Origin of the sequence: Gordonia sp. OPL2, assembly GCF_003797825.1 — a bacterium.
Classification (GTDB): Bacteria; Actinomycetota; Actinomycetes; order Mycobacteriales; family Mycobacteriaceae; genus Gordonia.
Genome location: NZ_RKME01000020.1, coordinates 1 through 21,866, shown reverse-complemented (window position 1 = coordinate 21,866; position 21,866 = coordinate 1). Strand labels below are relative to the sequence as shown.

General features: G+C 67.5%; 19 protein-coding genes. 12 read left to right on the top strand and 7 right to left on the bottom strand.

Translation table 11 applies throughout. The features are described 5' to 3' along the window. Positions 1–4 precede the first annotated feature (4 nt). Together EEB19_RS17800 and EEB19_RS17795 are read left to right on the top strand one after the other, a co-directional pair. On the top strand, positions 5–883 hold the full coding sequence (locus EEB19_RS17800; RefSeq protein WP_187588686.1) for an FAD:protein FMN transferase: 879 nt from the start codon (positions 5–7) through the stop codon (positions 881–883). Next, positions 880–2,508 carry an alanine-zipper protein gene (locus EEB19_RS17795; protein WP_187588685.1) on the top strand — a complete coding sequence of 543 codons (1,629 nt, stop codon included), beginning with the start codon at positions 880–882 and terminating at the stop codon, positions 2,506–2,508. The genes EEB19_RS17800 and EEB19_RS17795 overlap by 4 nt, the downstream gene beginning before the upstream one ends. A 122-nt stretch (positions 2,509–2,630) precedes the next feature. Here EEB19_RS17795 and EEB19_RS17790 read toward each other — a convergent pair whose 3' ends face one another. Further along, on the bottom strand, positions 2,631–3,521 hold the full coding sequence (locus tag EEB19_RS17790; RefSeq protein ID WP_187588684.1) for a LysR substrate-binding domain-containing protein: 891 nt from the start codon (positions 3,519–3,521) through the stop codon (positions 2,631–2,633). Between the two features lie 76 nt (positions 3,522–3,597). Here EEB19_RS17790 and EEB19_RS17785 point away from each other — a divergent pair, with 76 nt between their 5' ends. The 4 genes from EEB19_RS17785 to EEB19_RS17770 are packed head-to-tail and all read left to right on the top strand — an operon-like array spanning position 3,598 to position 7,037. Beyond that, positions 3,598–4,821, top strand: a complete 1,224-nt coding sequence (locus EEB19_RS17785; RefSeq protein WP_187588683.1) for an acetyl-CoA C-acetyltransferase — start codon at positions 3,598–3,600, stop codon at positions 4,819–4,821. After that, positions 4,818–5,588, top strand: a complete 771-nt coding sequence (gene pcaD, locus EEB19_RS17780) for a 3-oxoadipate enol-lactonase (RefSeq protein ID WP_187588682.1) — start codon at positions 4,818–4,820, stop codon at positions 5,586–5,588. The genes EEB19_RS17785 and pcaD overlap by 4 nt, the downstream gene beginning before the upstream one ends. Next, positions 5,585–6,382 (top strand): CoA transferase subunit A, encoded by a 798-nt coding sequence (locus EEB19_RS17775; protein WP_187588681.1) that lies wholly within the window; start codon positions 5,585–5,587, stop codon positions 6,380–6,382. The genes pcaD and EEB19_RS17775 overlap by 4 nt, the downstream gene beginning before the upstream one ends. Positions 6,383–6,392: 10 nt before the next feature. Further along, positions 6,393–7,037: a 3-oxoacid CoA-transferase subunit B gene (locus tag EEB19_RS17770; protein ID WP_187588680.1), complete on the top strand. Its 645-nt coding sequence runs from the start codon at positions 6,393–6,395 to the stop codon at positions 7,035–7,037. Between the two features lie 97 nt (positions 7,038–7,134). Here EEB19_RS17770 and EEB19_RS17765 read toward each other — a convergent pair whose 3' ends face one another. The 6 genes from EEB19_RS17765 to benA all read right to left on the bottom strand — a co-directional run bounded on the left by EEB19_RS17765 (position 7,135) and on the right by benA (position 15,721). Further along, positions 7,135–7,383, bottom strand: coding sequence for a hypothetical protein (locus EEB19_RS17765; protein ID WP_187588679.1), 249 nt, complete (start codon positions 7,381–7,383; stop codon positions 7,135–7,137). A 5-nt stretch (positions 7,384–7,388) separates the two neighbouring features. Beyond that, positions 7,389–7,670 (bottom strand): GIY-YIG nuclease family protein, encoded by a 282-nt coding sequence (locus tag EEB19_RS17760; protein ID WP_187588678.1) that lies wholly within the window; start codon positions 7,668–7,670, stop codon positions 7,389–7,391. Between the two features lie 392 nt (positions 7,671–8,062). Next, positions 8,063–10,759, bottom strand: a complete 2,697-nt coding sequence (locus EEB19_RS17755; RefSeq protein WP_187588677.1) for a LuxR family transcriptional regulator — start codon at positions 10,757–10,759, stop codon at positions 8,063–8,065. A gap of 69 nt (positions 10,760–10,828) precedes the next feature. Beyond that, positions 10,829–13,609, bottom strand: coding sequence for a benzoate 1,2-dioxygenase electron transfer component BenC (gene benC, locus EEB19_RS17750; protein WP_187588676.1), 2,781 nt, complete (start codon positions 13,607–13,609; stop codon positions 10,829–10,831). A gap of 11 nt (positions 13,610–13,620) precedes the next feature. Next, positions 13,621–14,172 (bottom strand): benzoate 1,2-dioxygenase small subunit, encoded by a 552-nt coding sequence (benB, locus tag EEB19_RS17745; RefSeq protein ID WP_187588675.1) that lies wholly within the window; start codon positions 14,170–14,172, stop codon positions 13,621–13,623. Between the two features lie 163 nt (positions 14,173–14,335). After that, the gene (gene benA / locus EEB19_RS17740) at positions 14,336–15,721 is read right to left on the bottom strand and encodes a benzoate 1,2-dioxygenase large subunit (protein ID WP_187588674.1); all 1,386 of its coding nucleotides are present in this window, start codon (positions 15,719–15,721) and stop codon (positions 14,336–14,338) included. A 286-nt stretch (positions 15,722–16,007) separates the two neighbouring features. Between benA and EEB19_RS17735 the strand changes: the two genes are divergently transcribed. From EEB19_RS17735 to EEB19_RS17710, 6 genes are all read left to right on the top strand, one after another. Continuing rightward, the gene (locus EEB19_RS17735) at positions 16,008–16,982 is read left to right on the top strand and encodes a LysR family transcriptional regulator (protein WP_187588673.1); all 975 of its coding nucleotides are present in this window, start codon (positions 16,008–16,010) and stop codon (positions 16,980–16,982) included. After that, the gene (locus tag EEB19_RS17730; RefSeq protein ID WP_187588672.1) at positions 16,979–18,085 is read left to right on the top strand and encodes a mandelate racemase/muconate lactonizing enzyme family protein; all 1,107 of its coding nucleotides are present in this window, start codon (positions 16,979–16,981) and stop codon (positions 18,083–18,085) included. The genes EEB19_RS17735 and EEB19_RS17730 overlap by 4 nt, the downstream gene beginning before the upstream one ends. Positions 18,086–18,087: 2 nt before the next feature. Continuing rightward, entirely contained in the window at positions 18,088–18,372 is a 285-nt protein-coding gene (gene catC, locus EEB19_RS17725) for a muconolactone Delta-isomerase (RefSeq protein ID WP_187588671.1), read from the top strand. 55 nt (positions 18,373–18,427) lie between these two features. Further along, positions 18,428–19,303, top strand: a complete 876-nt coding sequence (gene catA / locus EEB19_RS17720) for a catechol 1,2-dioxygenase (RefSeq protein WP_187588670.1) — start codon at positions 18,428–18,430, stop codon at positions 19,301–19,303. Positions 19,304–19,307: 4 nt separating this feature from the next. Further along, positions 19,308–20,927, top strand: a complete 1,620-nt coding sequence (locus EEB19_RS17715; RefSeq protein ID WP_187588669.1) for an ATP-binding protein — start codon at positions 19,308–19,310, stop codon at positions 20,925–20,927. A 147-nt stretch (positions 20,928–21,074) separates the two neighbouring features. Next, entirely contained in the window at positions 21,075–21,620 is a 546-nt protein-coding gene (locus EEB19_RS17710) for a molybdenum cofactor biosysynthesis protein (RefSeq protein WP_187588668.1), read from the top strand. Positions 21,621–21,866: the final 246 nt, after the last annotated feature.

Below are 21,866 nucleotides of genomic sequence, written 5' to 3'. Positions count from 1 at the left end.
CACGGTGACGCCGACCGCCCACGACTGGGGCTTCGAGGCGCTCGGCACGCGGTGGGAGATCACCACCCCGGAGCCGCTGCCGGAAGCGTTGCAGCACAAGGTGCTCGACGAGCTCGAACGCATCGATCGCACGTGGTCGAGGTTCCGCGACGACTCGCAGGTCGCCGAGATGGCGCGGACTGCCGGCTCCTATCCGGTCGCGCAGTCGGATCAGCCACTCGTCGACTGGTATCGGCGGCTCTACGAGCTCACCGGCGGTGCGGTCACACCCATGGTCGGGCAGATGCTCGACGACGCCGGGTACGACGCAGCCAGCACACTGTCGCCGAAGACGACGATCCGCCCCGCGCCCGCCTGGGAGGAGGTACTCGCCTCCCACGACGGTGTTCTCGACATCCGGACCCCCGCGCTGATCGACGTCGGAGCCGCCGGAAAGGGTTTCGCTGTCGACCGCGTCGCGTCGATCCTCGACGACGAGGTCGGTGCCTACATCGTCGACGGCAGCGGGGACATGCGGATCGTGTCCGACAGCCCGGTCCGGATCGCGCTGGAGCATCCGCTGGACCCGACCAAGGCGATCGGCGTCGTCGAGCTGAGCACCGGTGCGATCTGTGCATCGGCGGCCAATCGGCGTGCCTGGGCCGACTGGCATCACATCGTGCACCCGCGGACAGCGTCGCCGGCGCGTGAGGTGCTGGCCACGTGGGTCATCGCCCCGGACACGATGACGGCCGACGGGCTGGCAACGGCGCTGTTCTTCATCCCGGCGTCGATTCTGCGCGCCGACTTCGACTTTCACGCCGCAGGCTTCCATCACGTGACCATCCGGCGCAACGGGAGTGTCGAGCACACCGACATCCCCGGGCTCGAGCTGTTCCTGTGACCCGGTGGATCCCGAGTTGGCTGACCGCTCACCGTGCGGTACTGCTCGCTCTCGTCGCGCTGGCCGTCGCGGCATTCGTGGTGTCGGCCACCGACGACGAATTCGCTTTCACGCCGGATCAATTGGCGCTGTCGCTACTCGTCGCGGTGGCCGTGAGTGGCACGGTGACCTATCTCTGCGCGGCCGTCGTCCGGGTACCGCCGGGTGCGGATTCGTGGCTGATCACCGGTCTCATCCTGTTCTTCATCCTGCCCGGGGTCAGCGACCGGGAGACCGCGCTCACGGTCGCGGTCGGCGCGGCAGCCGCGGCGCTGTCGAAATACGTTGTGGCATGGCGTCGTCGGCTGATCGTCAACCCGGCCGTCGCGGGTGCGGTGGTCGTCTACGCCCTGGCGTACGCCGAGGTCGGCGGGATCGGTTACCCCATCTGGTGGGTGGCCGCCGAGCCGCTGCTGGTCCCGATGGTGGTGATCGGCGTCCTGCTGGTGACCGCGGTGCGTGAATGGCGACTGGTCGTCGTCTTCCTGCTCGCTTCGTTGGCGACCGTCGGCATGCTCGAACTGACCGAAGGTGGTCAGTCGCTGCAGTTCTGGTACATCTCGAGCCCGACGTTCTTCGTCGCCGCGATCATGTTGCCCGAGCCCCTGAGCTCGCCGACCACGCGTGTGCACCGGCTCGTCTATGCCGTGATCGTCGGCGTCCTCATGTACTGGCAGGTGTCGATCCCGGTCTCCGACGCGTTCACCATCGAGTTCGTCCCCGAGGTCGCGCTGTTCGTCGGCTCGCTGTACGCCTTCGTCGTCCGGCTGGCGACCCGCTCGCCGTCGGCGGGCCGGGTGCCCCTCACCTTCGCCGACCGTGCCCAGAATTCCGCCGATCGTGCCCAGAATTTCGCCGATCGTGCCCAGAATTTCGCCGATCGTGCCCAGGATCGCGCCGATCGTGCCCAGCGCATCGCCGACGACACCTACGAGCTCGTCCTCGGCGCGCCCACTCGCCTCTCCTTCGCGCCGGGGCAGTGGGCACTGCTGAGCGCACCGGAATGGTCGCGGCCGCTGTGGCATCGGTCCCGACGGGTGTTCTCCTACGCCGACGCGCCCGGCACCGACGAGGTTCGGTTCGCGTTCACGACGGGCAGGGCCCCGTCTCATGTCAAACAAGCGTTGATCGACGGTGGTGTCCGTCGTCTGTATCTGGACTCCTCCGGGGGCGATTTCGTGCTCCGGCGGTCGAGCCCCGAGACGCCGATCATCCTGCTTGCCTCGGGGATCGGGATCACCCCGTTCTGCTCGATGCTGGCGGCGGCGTCGTCGAACGGCGACCTGCGCCGGTTCACGGTGATCCACGTGGTCCGGAACGCCGATCGTCGTGTGTACGGCGACGTGCTCGACGCAGCCCGCCGATCGGGGGCGTCGGTGCATGTCGTCGAGTCCGCAGCGGGCGCCGACGGCATCGACGACGATCTCTTGCGGGATCTCGTCGGCGGACCCATCCGGCCGCCGCAGTACTACGTCTCCGGTAATCCCGGATTCGTCCGGTCGACGGCCGGTACCGTCCGGCGCGTCGACCCGTCGACCCGCCTGCAGTTCTGGCGGGTGCACACCGACGAGTTCCTCGGGTACTGACCGACGGGTGATGACCTGATCTGGGCACGATGGGCGAGAATCTGGGCACGGTCGGCGAATTCCAGGGCACGGTCGGCGAAACGGGGGAGTCGCGGGCGACTCGGCCGAGACGATGGCGCGGGTCAGACCTCGCGGGCGACCCGGCGCAACACCGTGAGCACCTGCTCGATCATCGGTGACGGTTCGGCGGCGAGCCGTGCAACGGCGAGATCGATGGTGGCGGACCCCGGACGAAGTGGCCGATATTGAACCCCTGCGATGCCGAGTGCCATGGTCGGCTCCGGGACGATCGCCACCCCGAGCCCGGCGGCGACGAGGGTGACCAGCGTCGACGTCTCGGTCACCTCGTGGCGGATCTGGGGGACGAAACCGGCCGACGCACACATCGCCGCGACGACCCCGCTCATCACCGAACGTCCCTGTCCCGCATGCACGATGAACTCCGTGTCGCGCAACCTGCTCACCGCGACGGAGTCGTCGTCGGTGCGCGGGTCCCCGTCGGGCAGCGCGACGAACAGCCGGTCGCTGCGGATGGTCTCGGTGACGACGTCGACGCCCCCGACGGGCGGCCGCAGCAGCGCGAGATCGATCTCGCCCGACATCAGCGCCGACATCTGCGCGGGTGCCAGCATCTCGCCGCGCACGCTCACATCGAGATCGGGGAGCTCGTCTCGCAGGACCCGGACGAGCCGGGGCAGCAGCGAGTAGGTCGCCGATCCGACGCAGCCGATCGACAACGCGCCCTGCGTCCCCGACGCGATCCGTTGCGCTTGTTGTCCGGCGACCTCGACGGCATCCAGGATCGCGTCGACCCGGGCGAGGTAGGCCTCGCCGGCCGGTGTGAGCTCCACTCGTCGGGTTGAACGCACCAGCAGGGTCACTCCGAGTTCCTCCTCGAGCTGCCTGATCTGCTGGGAGAGCGGTGGCTGGGCCATGTGCAAGCGCTCCGCGGCGCGTCCGAAGTGCAATTCCTCGGCGACCGCGCGAAAGTAGCGGAGATGACGCAACTCCATGATTGAGACTCTACGCATATCACAGGCGCCGAAATGAATACTTCTCAATATCGGAGCTCGTTCCTATCGTGGAGTCATGAGCTCTGGAACCGATGTCGTCATCTGCTCACCTCTCCGAACGCCCGTCGGTCGGATGGGTGGGGCGCTGGCCGCGCTGTCCGTGACGGACCTCGCCACCGGCCTGCTGCGGGAACTGACCACGCGCACGGGACTGGGTGAGGGCGATGTCGACGACGTGATCCTCGGCCAGGGCTACGCCAACGGAGAATCACCGGCGATCGGACGTATCGCGGCCCTCGACTCCGGACTCGGCGTCGGAGTCCCCGGGATGCAGGTGGACCGACGGTGCGGTTCCGGGCTCCAGGCGGTACTCAACGGTGCCTCCCAGGTCGCCACGGGCGGCGCACGGCTCGTGATCGCCGGCGGTGCGGAGTCGATGTCGAATGTCGAGCACTACGCGTTGGGGCTGCGCACCGGAATCCGACAGGGCGGTGTCGAGCTGATGGACCGTCTCGACCGCGGACGCCTGACCGCCGGCGGCGACAGCCATCCGGTGCCGGGCGGCATGATCGAGACCGCCGAGAACCTGCGCAAGCGCTATGACATCGGGCGGACAGCACAGGACGAGCTCGCGGTCCGTTCTCATCTGCGTGCGGTCGACGCCCACGAGGCCGGCCGGTTCGCCGACGAGCTGGTCCCGGTGACCGTGCCCGGCCGGCGGGGCAAGCCCGACGTCGTCGTCGACCGCGATGAGCACCCTCGCGCCGATGCCTCGGTGGAATCGATGGCGAAACTGCGTCCCATCCGGCTCAAGGCCGATCCCGAGTCGACGGTGACGGCGGGCAACGCGTCCGGTCAGAACGACGGCGCCGCAATCTGTGTGGTGACGACCCGGGACGAGGCCGAACGTCGCGGTCTGGACCCGATGCTGACCCTGAGGTCGTGGGCGGTCACCGGCTGCGAGCCTGAGGTCATGGGCATCGGTCCCGTCGGTGCGACCGCGGTGGCACTCGATCGCGCGGGCCTGACACTGGACGAGATCGACCTGATCGAACTGAACGAGGCATTCGCCGCCCAGGCGCTCGCCGTCCTGGCCGAGTGGAAGGTCGACGCCACCGACGATCGGTTGAACCCCAACGGTTCCGGCATCTCGCTCGGCCATCCCATCGGCGCAACCGGGGCGCGCATACTGGCCACCGCGGCGTATGAGGCTCGTCGCCGCGACGCCCGATACGTTCTCGAGACGATGTGCATTGGGGGCGGGCAGGGGCTCGCGGCGATCTTCGAGGTCGCCCGATGAGCGCGGTCGAGGTCGAGTCGGTCGTCACCGGACGCCCCGATGGACCCGTTGTGGTGCTGTCGAACTCGCTCGGCTCGACCTATCGGATGTGGGATGCCCAGCTCGCCGATCTCGAGGAGCGGTTTCGGGTGGTGCGCTACAACACGCGCGGCCACGGCGATTCGCCGGTACCTGCCGGCCCGTACTCGATCGACGACCTCGCCGACGATCTGATCGCCCTCCTCGATCGTCTCGACGTCGCGAGAGCGCATGTCGTCGGGCTGTCGCTCGGCGGCATGACCGCGATGCGGGTGGCCGTCCGCAACCCCGAGCGGGTCGACCGTCTCGGATTGCTGTGCACCGGCGCGCAACTCACACCGTCGTCGGCGTGGACCGACCGTGCGGCGACCGTACGGGCGAACGGCGCCCAGGCGGTGGCCGAAGCCGTTGTCGCGCGGTGGTTCACCCCCGACTACCTCGCCGACAACCCCGACTCCCGCACGTATCACGAGGCCATGGTCGCCGCCACGTCGGCGGAGGGCTATGCCGGATGCTGCGAGGCCATCGCGGCCATGGACCAGCGGGCAGATCTGTCCACCATCACCGCACCGACGCTTGCCATCGCCGGTGCCGACGACCCGGCGACCCCACCGGCGAAGCTCGCCGAGATCGCCGAGAAGGTGCACAACGGCCGGCTGCTCGTCGTCCCGTCGTCGGCACATCTGGCGAACGCCCAACAACCGCAGACCATCACGCCCGCCCTGATCGAACACCTGGAGCAGTCATGAGCATCGACAAACTCGCACGGTCGGCCGCCGACGCCGTCGCCGACATCCCGGACGGTGCGAGCGTCGCCGTCGGCGGTTTCGGCCTGGCCGGTATCCCGTGGTTCCTCATCGAGGCGTTGCTCGACCAGGGCGCAGGCGATCTGACCATCGTCTCCAACAACTGTGGCGTCGACGGTGCCGGGCTCGGCCTGCTGCTCGAGGCACGCAAGATCAACAAGGTGATCGCCTCCTACATCGGGGAGAACAAGGAGTTCGGCCGCCAGTTCCTCGCAGGTGAGGTGACCGTCGAGCTGACCCCGCAGGGCACCCTCGCCGAGCGGATGCGTGCCGGCGGAAGCGGCGTCGGCGCGTTCTACACACCGACGGGCGTCGGGACGCTCGTCGCCGACGGTGGTCTGCCGTGGCGCTACAACGCTGACGGCAGCGTCGCACTGGCCTCACCGCCGAAGGAGGTACGCACCTTCAACGGTCAGGACATGGTTCTCGAGGAGGCCATCGTCACCGACTACGGCCTCATCCGCGCGGCCGTGGTGGACAAGGCCGGCAACTGCCGATTCCATGCCGCTGCACGCAACTTCAATCCACCGGCCGCGATGTCGGGCCGGACCACCATCGTCGAGGCCGAGAAGGTCGTCGAGGTCGGCGAGCTCGGTCCCGACGAGATCCACCTCCCCGGCATCTTCGTCAAGCGGATCGTCGAACTGACGCCGGAGCAGGCCGCGCGCAAGGAGATCGAGCAGCGAACCACTCGTCCGCGTCCCGGTCAGGCCGACGCCGAACCGTCCAATCAGTAGGAGACACACCATGACCTGGACCCGAACCGAGATGGCCGCACGTGCCGCACGCGAACTGCAGGCCGGTGACTATGTGAACCTCGGCATCGGATTGCCGACCCTGATCCCCGATCACCTCCCGGACGACTCCGGCATCATGCTGCACGCCGAGAACGGCATCCTGGGCGTCGGGCCGTATCCGTTTGACGACGAGGTGGATCCGGACCTGATCAACGCCGGGAAGCAGACGGTCTCCGTTCTACCGGGCGCGTCGTACTTCGACTCGGCCACCAGTTTCGCGATGATCCGCGGCGGACATGTCGACGTCGCCGTCCTCGGTGGAATGCAGGTCGCCGCCAACGGCGACCTCGCCAACTGGATGGTTCCGGGTGCGATGGTCAAGGGCATCGGTGGCGCAATGGATCTCGTCAACGGTGCCGGCAAGGTGATCGTCCTGATGGAGCACTCCACCAAGAAGGGTGACCCGAAGTTGGTCGCCGAATGCTCTCTGCCGCTGACCGGACGTTCCGTGGTGAGTCGGGTCATCACCGATCTCGGCGTCTTCGACGTCACCGGCACCGGCTTCGACGTGGTGGAACTCGCCTCGGGCGTGGACTTCTCGACCGTCGAGGCGAAAACCGGTGCCCCGCTGACCGATCGGACCGTCGGCGTCTGACTGCCGGACGAGATCCGCATGAAAGTCACCACAGAGCGTCGTCGAGTGGATAATCCACTTATCGGCGCTCTGTGGTGACTTTCATGCGGGGCGGAGCTCACGCGATGAGGTTCACGCCTGCTTCGTCCAGCCGGGTGGGCCAGGTTCTGCTGGTCGAGTAGCCGCGTGCGTGCGGATGGGCTCTGCTGGTCGAGTAGCCGCGAGCGAGCGGATGGGCTCTGCTGGTCGAGTAGCCGCGAGCGTGCGGATGGGTTCTGCTGGTCGAGTAGCCGCGAGCGTGCGGATGGGTTCTGCTGGTCGAGTAGCCGCGAGCGAGCGGAGCGAGTCCGAGGCGTATCGAGACCACGCCCCTCACCTCCACTGCTTGCGTGCGTGGGCTTGGAGCGCGGGCATGTCACCGTCGATCAGAGCGCGTCGTTTGGCACGCGACCAGTTCTGGATCCGCTTCTCCAGTCCGTAGGCCCGGTCGATAGTTTCGCACTCGAGGCTGTAGACCAGACGCACCGGTAATCGACCACTCGTATAGCGCGATCCGCGCCCGGTCTCATGCTGTTCCATGCGGACATCGATATTCCGTGTGCTGCCGACGTAGTAGCTGCCATCGGCGCATTCGAGGATGTAGACATACGGCATGGTGTGACTTTGCCTGATTGTCGCGCTGTCGATGCGCTCTATCCACAGGTTGTTTACTGGTTTCGTACGCGTCGAACTCGCTCCGCTCGCGCGTGGCTACTCGACCAGCAGTGGGAGCGGCTGTCTTGTGGTGTGGCGCGGTGGTCTCGATATGCCTCGGGCTCGCTGCGCTCGCTCGTGGCTACTCGACCAGCAGTGGGTCGGGCGTGGCTTCTCGACCAGCAGTGGGTCGGGCGTGGCTACTCGACCAGCAGTGGGTCGGGCGTGGCTACTCGACCAGCAGGGGGTCGGGCGTGGCTTCTCGACTAGCAGTGGGTCGCGCGTGACCACTCGACCGGCGGGAGCTCGCGCGTGGGTACTCGCCCACCGGGAAGGGGGGTGCTCGCTCGTGCCTACCGACGGGAGGCGGCCAGTTCCGACCGGGAACGGAGGCCGAGCTTCGCGTAGATCCGCGTCAGGTGGTACTGCACGGTTTTCGGTGAGATGAACAACTCGGCGGCGACCTCCCGATTCGACAGACCACGGGACACCAATGCGGTGACCGCTTCCTCCTGGGGTGTCAGTTCGACGACGTCGCGATCCGAGCGGGTCGCGTTGAGGCCTCCTGCCTTCAGCTCTCGGTCGCAGCGCTCGACGTAGGTGGTCGCTCCGAGCGAGATGTAGATCTCGCGGGCCGCGCCGATGACGGCATCGGCCGCGCGCCGTTTCCCGGCGCGACGCAACGTCTGCCCGTACGCGAAGTTGACGCGTGCACGGTCGTACCGCAGTGGTAGGCCGTCGAGAAGGTCGAGCGCTTCCTCGAATGTGCGTCGCGCCCGGTGGATGTCGCCGGTCGCCCCGAGATGTCTGCCGCGTGCGTACTTCAGTCGTGCACCCGCAGATCGGTGGCCCCGGTCGGCGGCGAGCGCCTCGTACGGGCGGAGCAGGGCATCGGCGGCATCGAGTTGCCCACCGATGACGAGGGCGTTTGCCAGCACATCCACCCATGGCCACCAGCCGGGTTCGGTCAGCGCCGGGACGTCGGCGGCCATCCGGGGCAAGGGCTCCAGGATGCGGCGCACCTTCTCGTAATCAGCTGCGGCCTCGGCGATCTGTGCCCGGGCGAGGAGCTCGGGGATGCGCATGATCTCGTAGTCCCCGACATTGGTCGCGCCCTGCTGCACCCCGAGTTCCGCCTCGTCCCACTCGCCGCGCAAGGAATGGATGGCCGCGGCGGTCCAGTTCAACAGCGGAGACGCCAGAGCGATACCACTCGACCGTGCCAGGGTGCGCCCCTGTTCGACGCTGTGCAGCGCGGGTTCCCAATCGCCGGTGAGGAATTGGGTGCGTGCGAGCCACGCCAGCGCCCAGAGCGAGATCCTGGTGGAGCCACCGAGTTTCGCCATCGACACCGCGGTCTCCAGATTGCTGCGCGCAGCGCCGACGTCGTCGAGGCCGAGTTGGAGCCAGCCACGACCCATCGTCGCGCGTTGCGCCTGGGCGCCGAATCGGATCCGTTCGGTGAGTGACGCGTACTCCGCCGACGCCTCGACGGGGTGGCCCGACCATGCCAGGCCGAGCCCCCGGATGACCGCGGCCTCGACTCCGGCCGGAGACGCGCTGCCCGCCATCGAGATGGCGCGGTCGGCCCAGTCGACGAGTTCGCTGCCCTGGCACCGCACCAGGTCGTGGAGCACGTACCGCTGTGCGATCAGAGCGGCCGTGTCGGGGTCACGATCGAAGTTGACGATGTCCCAGGCGCGATCGAGACGCACCCGCGCCTCGGCGGACCGGCCGCGCAGGATGGCCAGGTAGGCCAGAGTCGCGTTGCGCAACGGTGTCTCGCGCAGGCTCTCGACGAGCGGAACGAGCGCACCGGCGCCGACGCAGTCGCCCGCGGCGAGCAGAGCGTCGACCGCCAGAGTGATCCGGGTGTCACGCACCAGGGGATCGGCTGTCAATCGACCGGCCTGACGGAACAATCCGGCGGCCTCGGCCCAGGCGCCGTCGGCACCCCGCTCGCGGGCGAGCCGGTCGAGATCGTCGGCCAGGTCGGGATCCGACGTCGGCGTGGCCGCGACCCGATGATGCAGGCGCCGTGCAGGATCGGTGACCAACTCGGCCGCGCGCCGGTGGGCGTCGCCGACGGCCTGCATGCCCATCACCTCGAGCACGGCCGCACGGATCAGCGGACTGGTCGGCCGCGGTTGGGCTTCGGCAGGCGTCAGCGCCGCGTCGACGGTGATCAGACCGCTCGAGCGGGCGTCGTCGATCGCAGCGAGTGGCGCGTCCGTGCCGGCGTGCGCCACGGCCGTCGACAACGGTTCGGCGTCGTCGAGGATCGCCAGCGACTCGATGAGTGCACGCGCCCGGTCGGGGCACGCCTCGAGTCGGGCTCGGACATCAGCGACGAGGTATGCGGGCGCGGGCAGTTGGGCGTCGGCGCGTGACCACACTCCGCTCGGCATCTCGTCGAGGAGCGCCACGATGTCGCGTGGCACTCCCCGGGTATGCCGGGTCAGGGCGTCGAGCGTGGTCGGGTGCAACACGATTCCCCGGTGGGCGGCGAGGTCGGCGACAGCGGAAGCGTCGAGCCCGGCCAGCCGCACCTCGTCGGCGGGGGTTCCGGACAGGGTGGGGTGCGGCGCTGACATGCCGAACACGACCAGTGTCCGGCGGGCGCGATGTGAGTGGGCCACCGACAGAATCGTCTGCAGCGACACCGTGTCGGCATGGTCGGCATCGTCGACGACGACCAGCGACGGGCGGTCGTCGCCGAGTAGCATCGCCAGGGCCTCGGCAGCGTCGACGGATGGGTCTGCATCAACGGGAGCGGCTTCGTCGGAATCGCGATCTCGGTGCGAGCGGAGAAGACGACCAACGACGCCGCCGGCCACGTCCTGCTCCCAGACAGTGGCGTGCGCCCACAGTGTGACACCTGCGTCCTCGCGATTCCGGTGCAGCGCAACGAGATGCGCGAGCATCGTCGACTTCCCGACCCCTGCGGGACCGGTGACGACGAGAAACCCCATCTCCTCGACGTCGCGGCCGCGGGCGAGGACGTTCTCGGTCTCCCGATCTCGTCCGACGCACCCGGCTTCGACCATCATCGCCTCATCGTAGGTCCGATCGGCCACCGGACGGTCGGCTTTGCCGGCTGACGCAGGCGGGCCGGACGGTCACCCCAGGTCGCCGCCGGCGACCGGTAGGACGGTGCCGGTGATGTAGGACGCCTCGTCCGACGCCAGGAAGCAGATCGCGGCAGCCTGCTCATCGAGCGATCCGTACCGGTTCATCAACGACGCCGACAACGTCTGGTCGATGTGCGCCTGGAACCACTCCTGCTCAGTGGCAGAGGTCGGTTCGGGTGTGCCGCGCGAGATGCGTCGCGGTGGTGCCTCGGTCCCGCCGGGCGCCGTGGCGACCACCCGAACGCCGGAGTCGGCGTATTCCATCGCCAATGATGCGGTGATCGCGTTCACGCCACCCTTCGCCGCCGAGTAGGGGATGCGGTGGATACCCCGCGTGGCCGCCGACGACACGTTCACGATGACCCCGTCACCACGCTCGACCATGGACGGCAGCGCCGCGCGACAGGCGTACAGGGTCGTCATGAGCGACCGGTCGATCTCGGCGCGGATCTCGGTATCGGTGAACTCCGTGAACGGTTTGAAATTGATCGCACCGCCGACGTTGTTGACGAGGACGTCGATCCGGCCGTACGCGTCGAGTGCCGCACGCACGACGGCGGTCGCACCGTCGTAGCTCTCGAGATCGGCGGTCGCCGGAACCGCTCCGGGGCCGGTGGCGGCGAGTTCGTCGGCGAGCTCGCCGACCAGGTCGGAGCGGTCCGCGAGCACCATCTTCCCGCCCTCGGCGCTGATCCGGCGAGCGGTGGCCGCGCCGATGCCCTGCGCTGCGCCGGTGACCACCACGACCTTCCCGGCGAAACGCCCGGGGGTGACGAAACGTGGTCGATGCGTCGCCATCTCATCGGCCATCGCACGACGCATGGTCTGCTTCGACCGGTCGGCATGGGCGGAGATGAGGCCGCGCGCGGCGTCGCGGTCGCCCGATTCGAACGCCGCCACGATGTCGACGTGGTCCTGGGCGCACAGGGGGTGACACCATGTGGCGTTGCGCAGCACCTCGCCCATTCGTCCCTTGACGCCGAGCGCTTGATACGCGTCGAGGAGATGGGTGTTCCCGGTCAGTGTGAACAGGTAATCGTGGAAGTTCGCGTTGGTCTCGGTGTACTCGGCGGCGTCGACGAACCGATCTCCGTCGACGAACGGCACGGTCGTCTCGGCGAGCAGTCGGTACCCCGCGAGTTGCCGGCTGGTCAACCGGCCGAAGGTGAGTTCCAGGGCTCCGAGTTCGAGGGCCGCACGCGCTTCGAAGAGGGCGTCGGACTCGTGGATCGCGGGGTGCTCTTCACCGATCTGATAGCCCTCGGACGTGACCGTTGCGGTGTCCGAGACCGACTGGGGTACAGCGTCGTCGGCGACGGAACCGCCGGCGGGCATCGGTGGCTCGTCGGGTGTGGTGACATGCAGCTGATCGACGACGTCGGATGCGAACACCTCTTGGCCGGCGATGGTCCGCGAAGCGGCGGGCAGCAGCTGTCCGTCGTCGGGGTCCACCGTGCCGCCGGTGCCGGTGGTGTCCCACATCTGTTGGCCGGCGATCCGGACCCGGCTGTCGTCGTCGGCGACCGCCACCGCCGACTGTGGGCACGGCTCGATGTCGTTGGCAGGCAGGATGATCTGGCCGGCGATCGACCGTGCGTCGGTTGCCGGGAGCAGAGCGTCCTCGACGACCGTCGGCGTGGCGGCGCCCGCGTCGGCAGCAGGCGTCGCGTCTACCGATGTGGTGTCACCGGCGGGAACCGCCAACGCGAACTTCTCGTAGTAGAACCCGGTTGGTTCGATCCCGGCGTCGGCGACGTGCCGTCGGACCGACTCGACCATCGGTGGCGGTCCGCACAGGTAGACGGCGACATCCCCGTCGTACAGGTGCCCCGGCTCGATCAGGCTCATCACGTAGCCCTTGTTCGCGGCCGAACTGTCCGGATCGGACACACAGTGATCCCAGGTGAAACCGGGGAGTTCGCCGGCGAAATACTCGATGTCGTCGAGTGCGACGAGGTCGGTGTCGGTGGATACCCCGTAGATCAGATGCACCGACCGGCGACTGCCGTCGTCGTGCAGCTTGCGCAGCATCGACAGGATCGGTGCGAGACCGGTTCCACCGGCCAGCAGCAGGACGGGTCGGCTCGCCTCGCGGAGGAAGAACGATCCGTGCGGGCCGGTGAACGTGATCGACTCACCGCGCGACGCGCGTTCGGTGAGGTACGTCGACATCGCGCCGCCCGGAGTCAGTTTCACCAGGAATACGAGTCGTTCCTCGTGCGGTCCGTTGGCGAACGAGTAGGAACGCGAGAGCAATTCGCCGGTTCCGTCGTCGGTTCCGGGGACCGCGATGTTGACGTACTGTCCGGGGAGGAAGGCGAGGTCACCACGATTCGGGATCTCGATGGCCACCCGCATCGTCGACTCCGACAGGCGATCGAGGTCGACGACGGTGCCGGTGAACGTCGCAGCCTGCGTCTTCGCCACATCGGAGGTCGCCGGGATCTGCAGGACCAGATCGGATTTCGGCTTCATACAGCACGGAAGGGCGTAGCCGGCCGCGGACTCGTCGTCGGAGAGTGCGTCCTCGATGTAGGTGCCGCCGTCGTAGTCGCCGGACTCGCAGAAGGACTTACACGTTCCGCAGGCACCGTCGCGACAATCGAGGGGGATGTTGATGCGCTGACGATACGAGGCGTCGGCGACGGTCTGGTCCTCTCGGCACGTGATGAAACGGGTGACCCCGTCCTCGAACGCGAGGGCGATCTGATGGGTCCCGTCGTCGGCGCCGGTGGGTGCGGACGTGTCTCGATCGGTCGTGACAGTCATCTGATCGGTTCCTAGAAGTGGTAGACGTCGACCACATGGTGGATGTAGTCGTTCTTCAGCACGATCGTCTTGCGCCGGATCAGCGGCTGATCCCCGGAGAAGTCGATCGTGTAAAAGGATGTGCCGTAGTAGGGATCGACCGTGTGATACCGGAAATACATGGTGTGCCAGTTGAATCGCACGTCCACGAGGTCGCCGCGTCGTTCGATGACCTCGACGTTGCTGATGTTGTGACTGGTCCGCGGTTCCGGCAGGGAGGTCGCCGACGACCGCTCGGTGCGGATGCGGAACACCCGGTCCTCCAGTCCGCCCTTGTTGGCGTAGTAGATCAGCGAGATCTCACGCTGCGGGTTCTCGGTCAGGCGGTCGGCGTCGTCCCACGACGGCATCCAGTAGACGACGTCGTCGGCGTAGCAGTCGAGCCACTTCTCGAACTCGCGGTCGTCGAGGAAGCGGGCCTCGCGATAGAGGAACTGCTCGATCATGTTCTGCGTGATGAGTGTGCCGGCGGGATGCGCGGCGGTGGGGGACTCGGTGGCGGCCCCGGTGGGCGTGGTGGTCATGCGGTGGTCCTGTCTGGGGTGGGGCGGTGGTCTCGATACGACGCCTCGCCTGGCGGCTCGGTGTCTACTCGACCAGCGGTGGTGGTGCGGCTCGGTGTCTACTCGACCAGCGGTGGTGGTGCGGCTCGGTGTCTACTCGACCGGCGGTGATGGCGGCTGGGGTCTACCCGACCTGAGTTGGGGTGCTCTGTTCCTCGGCTGCCGCCGCAGCGCGCATCGTCTCCAGCCAGTAGCCGTGCTGGACCGGGTAGAGGCCCTCGTCCTCGTTCTTGACACCCGCCGAGATCACTCCGGTCATGCCCAGCGTCTGAGCCACCGGATCGGGTCCGGTCAGCCAGTGCTCGGCGCCTCGACTCATGTCGTTCCACGGTGCGGCCTGAGCGCGGAAGGTGAGCTGGCAGGAGCGGAACTCCTCGAGATCGTCCGGCGTCGCCATCCCCGAGGCGTTGAAGAAGTCCTCGTACTGCCGGATACGGTGTGCGCGAGCGGCATCGCTCTCCCCCTTGGGGGCGATGCAGTAGATGGTCACCTCGGTCTTGTCCGGTGCGATCGGCCGGAAGTGCCGGATCTGGGTCGAGAACTGGTCCATCAGATAGACATTCGGATACAGGCAGAGGTTGCGCGATCCCTTGACCATGAACTCGCCCTTGGCGTCACCGAATTGCTGCTTCAGCTCGTCCATCTTGTCCCACAGCGGGCGATCCTGGGGATTGGCGGCCCATGTCCACAGGCACAGATGGCCGTTCGGGTACGACCAGTAGCCGCCACCGGACTTGCCCCAGCCGCCGGCGTCGAGGGCTTTGGTGTCGTTCTTCGACTCGCCGGTGCTGCGCCGCGACGTGGTGGCGGCGTAGTTCCAGTGTGTGGCGGTGACGTGGTAGCCGTCGGCGCCGTTCTCCGCCTGCACCTTCCAGTTGCCGTCGTAGGTGTAGGTCGACGCCCCGCGCAGTACCTCGAGGCCGTCGGGGGACTGGTCGACGAGCATGTCGATGATCGTCGTCGTGTCGCCCAGATGTTCCGCGAGCGAGACGACGTCGGGGTTGAGGCTGCCGAAGAGGAAACCGCGGTAGTTGTCGAAGCGCGCCACCTTGGTGAGATTGTGCGATCCGTCGACGTCGAAGGTGTCCGGGTAGCCCGCTCCGTCAGGGTCCTTCACCTTGAGCAGGGTGCCGTCGTTGCGGAAGGTCCATCCGTGGAACGGGCAGGTGAGGGTCATCCGGTTGTCGGTCTTGCGTCGGCAGATCATCGCGCCGCGATGGGCACATGCGTTGATGAGGCAGTGCAGTTCGCCGTTCTTGTCGCGGGTGATCATCACCGGTTGCCGGCCGATGTAGGTGGTGAAGTAGTCGCCGGGGTTCGCGACCTGACTCTCGTGCGCGAGGTAGATCCAGTTGCCCTCGAAGATGTGTTTCATCTCGAGCTCGAAGATGTCCTCGTCGGTGAAGATGCGCCGGTTGGCCCGGTAGATCCCGGCCTCCCGGTCGTCGATCACCGCATCTGCGAGGACCGAGTGCACATGCTGCAGGTTGTCGGTGATCGACGCGGTCATGTCTACCTCCATGAATGTGGGCTGCTCATTGCACTGTCGCAGCGCGTGGCACCGATCACACCGGGGTAAACACCAGTCCTGACCCAGCATCCTATTGATCGATGACATTCATGAATAGACGGAAACTGTGTCCTTGTGTCGTATGGATGCCGGATCTACCGTGGATTCAGACGTGGTGCCGATCACAACGCGCCGCGATGGTGAGTCAGCTACTCGGGCTTCGGTGACAGCGAGGCCGACGGCGTCACCGACACCGAGATCGTTCACACAGAGAGACCACGCTGACATGGAGTTACGGCACCTGCGCTACTTCGCAGCTGTTGCCGAGACCTGCCACTTCGGGCAGGCCGCGACCCAGCTGCACGTCGCGCAGCCCGCGCTGTCGTACGCGATCCGTCAGCTCGAGTCCGAACTCGACGTCACGCTGTTCGCCCGCACCACCCGTCAGGTCGCCCTGACGCCGGCCGGTGAGTACCTCAGAGGAGAGGCCGAACGGATTCTCGCCGACGTCGACGACGCCGTCGAGGGAGTGCGCCGGATAGCCGCCGGACGGAGCGGGATGGTCCGTCTCGGACTCACCGGCATCGCCGCCTTCTCCCATCTCCCGCGCATCGCACGGCTGGTCAAGCGTGAACTGCCCGATGTCGACCTCCGTATCCAGTCGGACATGCTGACGCCGGTGCAGTGCGACGGACTGCGCAGCCTGTCGATCGACCTCGGTGTCCTGCGCCCACCGGTGGTCGGCGAGGACATCGAGATGCGACTGATCGACATCGAGCCGATGGTGCTCGCCGTCTCCGTCGATCACCGCCTGGCCGTCGAGCCGGTCGTCTCGGTCGGCGATCTGCGCAACGAGATGTTCGTGATGTACGACAGCCGCGACTCGGCCGTCAATGACGCCGCCGTCCGCACCTGTCATCGGGCCGGGTTCGTCCCCCAGCGGGCCCACCAGGCACCGGGTACCGCGGTCCTGCTCGCTCTCGTCGCTGCCGGCATGGGCGTGGCGGTGCTGCCGGCGTCCGTGCGCTCACTGCCGCTGGAGGGTCTCGTCATCCGGGATCTCGTCGACGCCGGCACCGTCGAACTCGCCCTGGCGTGGCGGAGTGGGCAGGACAATCCCGTCGTCGAATCCGTCGCCGATGTCATCGCCGGTGCGTTCTCCGCGGACGCGACCCCAGCCCCGGGGACGGGCGGACGCCCGTCCGCCGACCTCGACACCCACCGCTCACCGAGCGACACCTACGTTGGAGAACACCCGTGAAGATCATTGCGGTCGAGGCGATCCCGTTCGCCATCCCGTACTCGAAACCTCTGCGATTCGCGTCCGGTGAAGTGCACGTGGCCGAGCATGTGCTGGTCCGGGTGCTCACCGACGACGGCATCGTGGGTGTCGCGGAGGCACCGCCCCGTCCGTTCACCTATGGCGAGACCCAGGACGGCATCGTCGCAGTGATCGAGAAGGTGTTCGCACCGCAGGTCATCGGGTTGACCCTGCTCGAGCGTGAGGTCGTGACGTCGCGCCTGGCGCGCACCGTCGGCAACCCGACCGCGAAATCCGCTCTGGACATGGCGATCTGGGACGCGCTGGGCAAGGCGTTGCAGATGCCGGTGGCGGATCTGCTCGGTGGTTACACCGACCGCATGCGGGTCAGTCACATGCTGGGCTTCGACGATCCGGCGACGATGGTCGCCGAGGCCGAGAAGATGCGTGATCTGTACGGCATCACCACATTCAAGGTCAAGGTGGGACGCAGGCCGGTGCAACTCGACACCGCTGTCGTCCGGGCGCTGCGCGAACGGTTCGGCGACGAGATCGACCTCTACGTCGACGGCAATCGCGGATGGACCGCCTCGGAGTCCGCGCGGGCGATGAAGGAGATGTCGGATCTCGGTCTGCTGTTCGCCGAGGAGCTCTGCCCGGCCGACGATGTCATCGGACGCCGTTGGCTTGTCGGACAACTCGACGTACCGTTCATCGCCGATGAGTCGGTGCCCACGCCCGCCGACGTCACCCGCGAGATCCTCGCCGGCGCCGCGACCGCCATCAGCATCAAGACCGCCCGTACCGGTTTCACCACCTCGCGGCGCGTGCATCACCTCGCCGAGGGGCTCGGCCTCGAGGTCGTGATCGGCAACCAGATCGACGGCCAGGTAGGCACGGCCTGCGCGCTCGCCTTCGGCTCCGCGTTCGAGTCCACGTCGCGCAACGCCGGCGAACTCTCCAACTTCCTGGACATGACCGACGACCTCCTCGCCAACCCGCTGCAGATCAGCGACGGGTATCTGCATCGGTCCGCCTGTGCAGGAATCGGTTTCGAGATCGACCCGGACAAGCTGGCCCACTATCGACTCGATCGGAGCTGACGATGCTGTTCCACGTTCGCATGGACGTGCACATCCCGCACGACCTCGACGCAGACGTTCGCGCCGACATCGTCGCGCGCGAGAAGGCGTACTCGCAGGAGTTGCAGCGCACCGGCAAGTGGCCCCACATCTGGCGCATCGTCGGCGAGTACTCGAACTACTCGATCTTCGATGTGGACGGCAACGACGAATTGCACGGCATCCTCTCCGGACTGCCGCTGTTCGCCTACATGGACATCTCGGTGACCCCCCTGGCCACCCACCCCTCGGATATCGCTGCGGGCTGAGCCGGCCCTCACCCACAGCGTCAGCCCTCAGGCCGTTCACGAAGGAGCACGACCCATGACCGATCTCAGCTTCGACACCGAAGTCACTGCCAAGGCCGCCGAGTCCGGCGCCAACGCCTCGGCACGATTCCGTGAGCGGATGGAGACCGCCGCCACGCGATCCGGCGTCGTCGACACCGCACGCGTCGACTATCTCGCCTCGAAGGTGATCAAGGGACTCAACGACCTCATCATCGAGGACCAGGTCAGCTACGCGGAGTACAACGCGCTCAAGGCATGGCTGATCAAGGTCGGCGAGGACGGCGAGTGGCCGCTGTTCCTCGACGTCTGGCTCGAGCACTCGGTCGAAGAGGTCGCCAACGCCCACCGCGAGGGCAGCAAGGGCACCATCGAGGGCCCCTACTACATCGACGGCTCACCCGAGTTGTCCTGGAACGGCACGATCCCGATGCGCGACGACGAGCCCGGCACGCCGATGGTGTTCGCCGGTCAGGTGCGCGCCGTCGACGGCACCCCGCTGCCCGAGGCCAAGATCGAGCTGTGGCACGCCGACGATCTCGGCTTCTACTCGCAGTTCGCGCCCGGGCTCCCCGAGTGGAACCTGCGGGGCACGTGGATGGCCAACGAGGACGGGCGATTCGAGATCCACAGCCTGCGCCCCGCGCCGTACCAGATCCCGACCGACGGTGCGTGCGGCCAGCTGATCGCGGCCGCGGGATGGCACGCGTGGCGCCCGGCGCACCTGCACTTCAAGGTGAGCGCTCCGGGATACGAACTCATCACCACCCAGCTCTACTTCCCGGGTGACCCGCACAACGACGACGACATCGCCTCGGCGGTGAAGCCGGAACTGATGCTCGATCCGCGCGACGACCCGTCCGGCGAGGGCGTCCTCGTCGACTACGACTTCGTGCTCGACCCGCGGCGCTGACCCCATGCTCGTCGCACCCACGGCCCTGGTGGCCGCCACGTCGTCGGACGACCTTGCCGCAGCGCGTCGTCAGGCCCAGGCGTGGCGGTCGCCGGAACTGGCGGTCGCCGATCGCGACCTGACCGATGCAGCCCTGGCCGACCTCGCCGCCACCGCACATGCGGCGGCGGAGAACTCGTTCGCCAGGGCGGTGGCCGCGATCCAGTCCGCCCGATCGGGGCGATTCCCGCGCATCCCGCACATCGATGCCGCCACCGAGATCTTCCGCAGCTTCCTGCGCCACGATCTCATCGACGGCTGGCTCTACGTCCGGGAATCCGACGGTCATCTGCACCCGTATCTGGTCATCGACATCACGATGGAACATGCCGACCGCACGCACGGCCCCCGGATCAAGGTCACGATGGAGGCCGACAACGCCACCGTGAAGCGACCCTCTCGCAAGCCGCGGGTACTGATGTTCGAGGAGACCGAGGTGGTCGGGAAGGTGCCCGCCGACGTCCTCGCGGCCGGCGGCGCCTACAAGGAGACCCCGGATCTCAAGGCGGAGTACCAGACTCGACGCGACGCCTACCAGACGATCATCGACGAGGGTTTCGGCAAGCAGTACCGGTTCACCGGTCGGGTGATCCGGACCGACGACTACCGCTCACCGAACAAGCGGGAGAACCGCAAGGTCGTGCACGACGTCGCGCCCACGGAGATCGCCGCATTGCGCATGGTCGCCCCGTCGGTCCTGTTCGGCGACGACTCCGTCTCCGCCGCCGCCGGTGACACCGGCGACGACGCCTACGGTCCGGTCCCGGTCATCACGGCTGTCCGGGTCTTCGATCTCGGCGCGCAGGACTTCCTCGACGTCAACACCGCCGACCTGAGCGCCTACGAGTACGACACCCATCTGCAGGACAAGCTCGTGCTGCCGGACGATCAGCGTGAACTGCTCACCATCCTGACCACCGACATCTCGGTCTTCACCGGCGACATCATCGACGGGAAGTCGGCGGGCAACGTGATCCTCGCGAAAGGCCGCCCGGGCGTGGGGAAGACACTCACCGCCGAGGTGTACGCCGAGGTCACCGGTCGCCCGCTCTACTCCATCCACTCCGGCTCGCTCGGGATCACTGCCGAACTCGTCCGCAAGAACCTCGAGGTCATCTTCGACCGGGCCAAGCGCTGGGATGCCGTCCTGCTGCTCGACGAAGCCGACGTGTTCGTGATGGAACGCGGACTGGACCTCTCCCAGAACGCCATCGTGGCCGAGTTCCTCCGCACGCTGGAGTATTTCGACGGGCTGCTGTTCCTGACCACCAATCGCGTGGACGGCGTCGACGAGGCCATCCTCGCGCGCTGCGCGGCCGTCATCGAATATCAGCCTCCCGGACCGAAGGATGCGCGGCAGATCTGGCAGATCCTCGCAGCAGGCAACGACATCGCACTCGGCGAGGACCTCCTCGACGACCTCGTGGGCGGCTTCCCCGACATCACCCCTCGCGACATCAAGATGTTGCTGCGCCTCGCGCTGCGCATGGCACGGCATCGGGGTGTGGAACTCGATGCGTCGGTCGTCGCCAGCAGCGCGGTGTTCCGGGGGTTGCATTACGTGCCGCGAGACGAGCGGGGATAGGTCGGCTCGGCCGGCGTCTGCGGGCGACCGCATGAGAGTCACGAGGGAGCGTCGATACGTGGATAATCCACTTGTCGACCCGCTGAGGTGACTGTCATGCGCGGCGTTCGGTCGCAATCGGCCTCTGGACGTGCCACCCTCGAAGCCGTGGAGTATCGGTTCGAGATCGTCTCGCTGCTGGTGTCACCGCGTCACGCGTATTTCGGTCGGCCGAAGGACGGTCCGGCCGATGAGGTGGAGACGAGCAGCCCGGAGTCCGTCGAGATCGTGGCCGACAAGGGGATCCGGGGTGATCGGTTCTACGGCGTCCGCGCGCACACCGAGGCGGCCGTCACCTTCCTGGCGGTCGAGGCCTGGCAGTCGGCCGCGGGCGACGCCGACCCGGCACTTGCCCGACGCAACGTCGTGGTGCGCGGTCTCGAACTGGATCCGTTACGCGGGCGGGAGTTCTCGATCGACACCGGCGACGGCCCGGTCACCTTCCGCGGCGGTCGTCCGGCCCACCCGTGCTCGTGGATGGACACCGTCGCCGGGGAGGGCACGCGTAAGGCGTTGATCGGGCGCGGCGGCCTGCGGGCACAGCCCCTCACCTCCGGTGTCCTGCGGATCGGACCGGCGCTCATCACCACCGACGTCGAACTCGATCCCGCCCGCGCCGCCGATCAGGTGAAGCGGGCACAACCGATCGGGTGAGGGTGCCGCGGCGGGAAGGTGCAGTCGGAAGCGCTCCCGGGAGCTGTGCCCGGACTCTCGTAGAAGCGCCCCGGGAATGCGCCCGGACTGTCGGGAAAGCGCCCCGGGAATGCGCCCGGGAGGAGCGTGGATGTCGGCGCGACCGCGCGACCTGGGAGAATGTCGAAAGGCTGGGCGGTTTTCCGGGTCGTGCAGTTTTCTGGGCGCCTTTTCGGGACGGTTTCCGGGGCGCCCGACGGCCCGCCC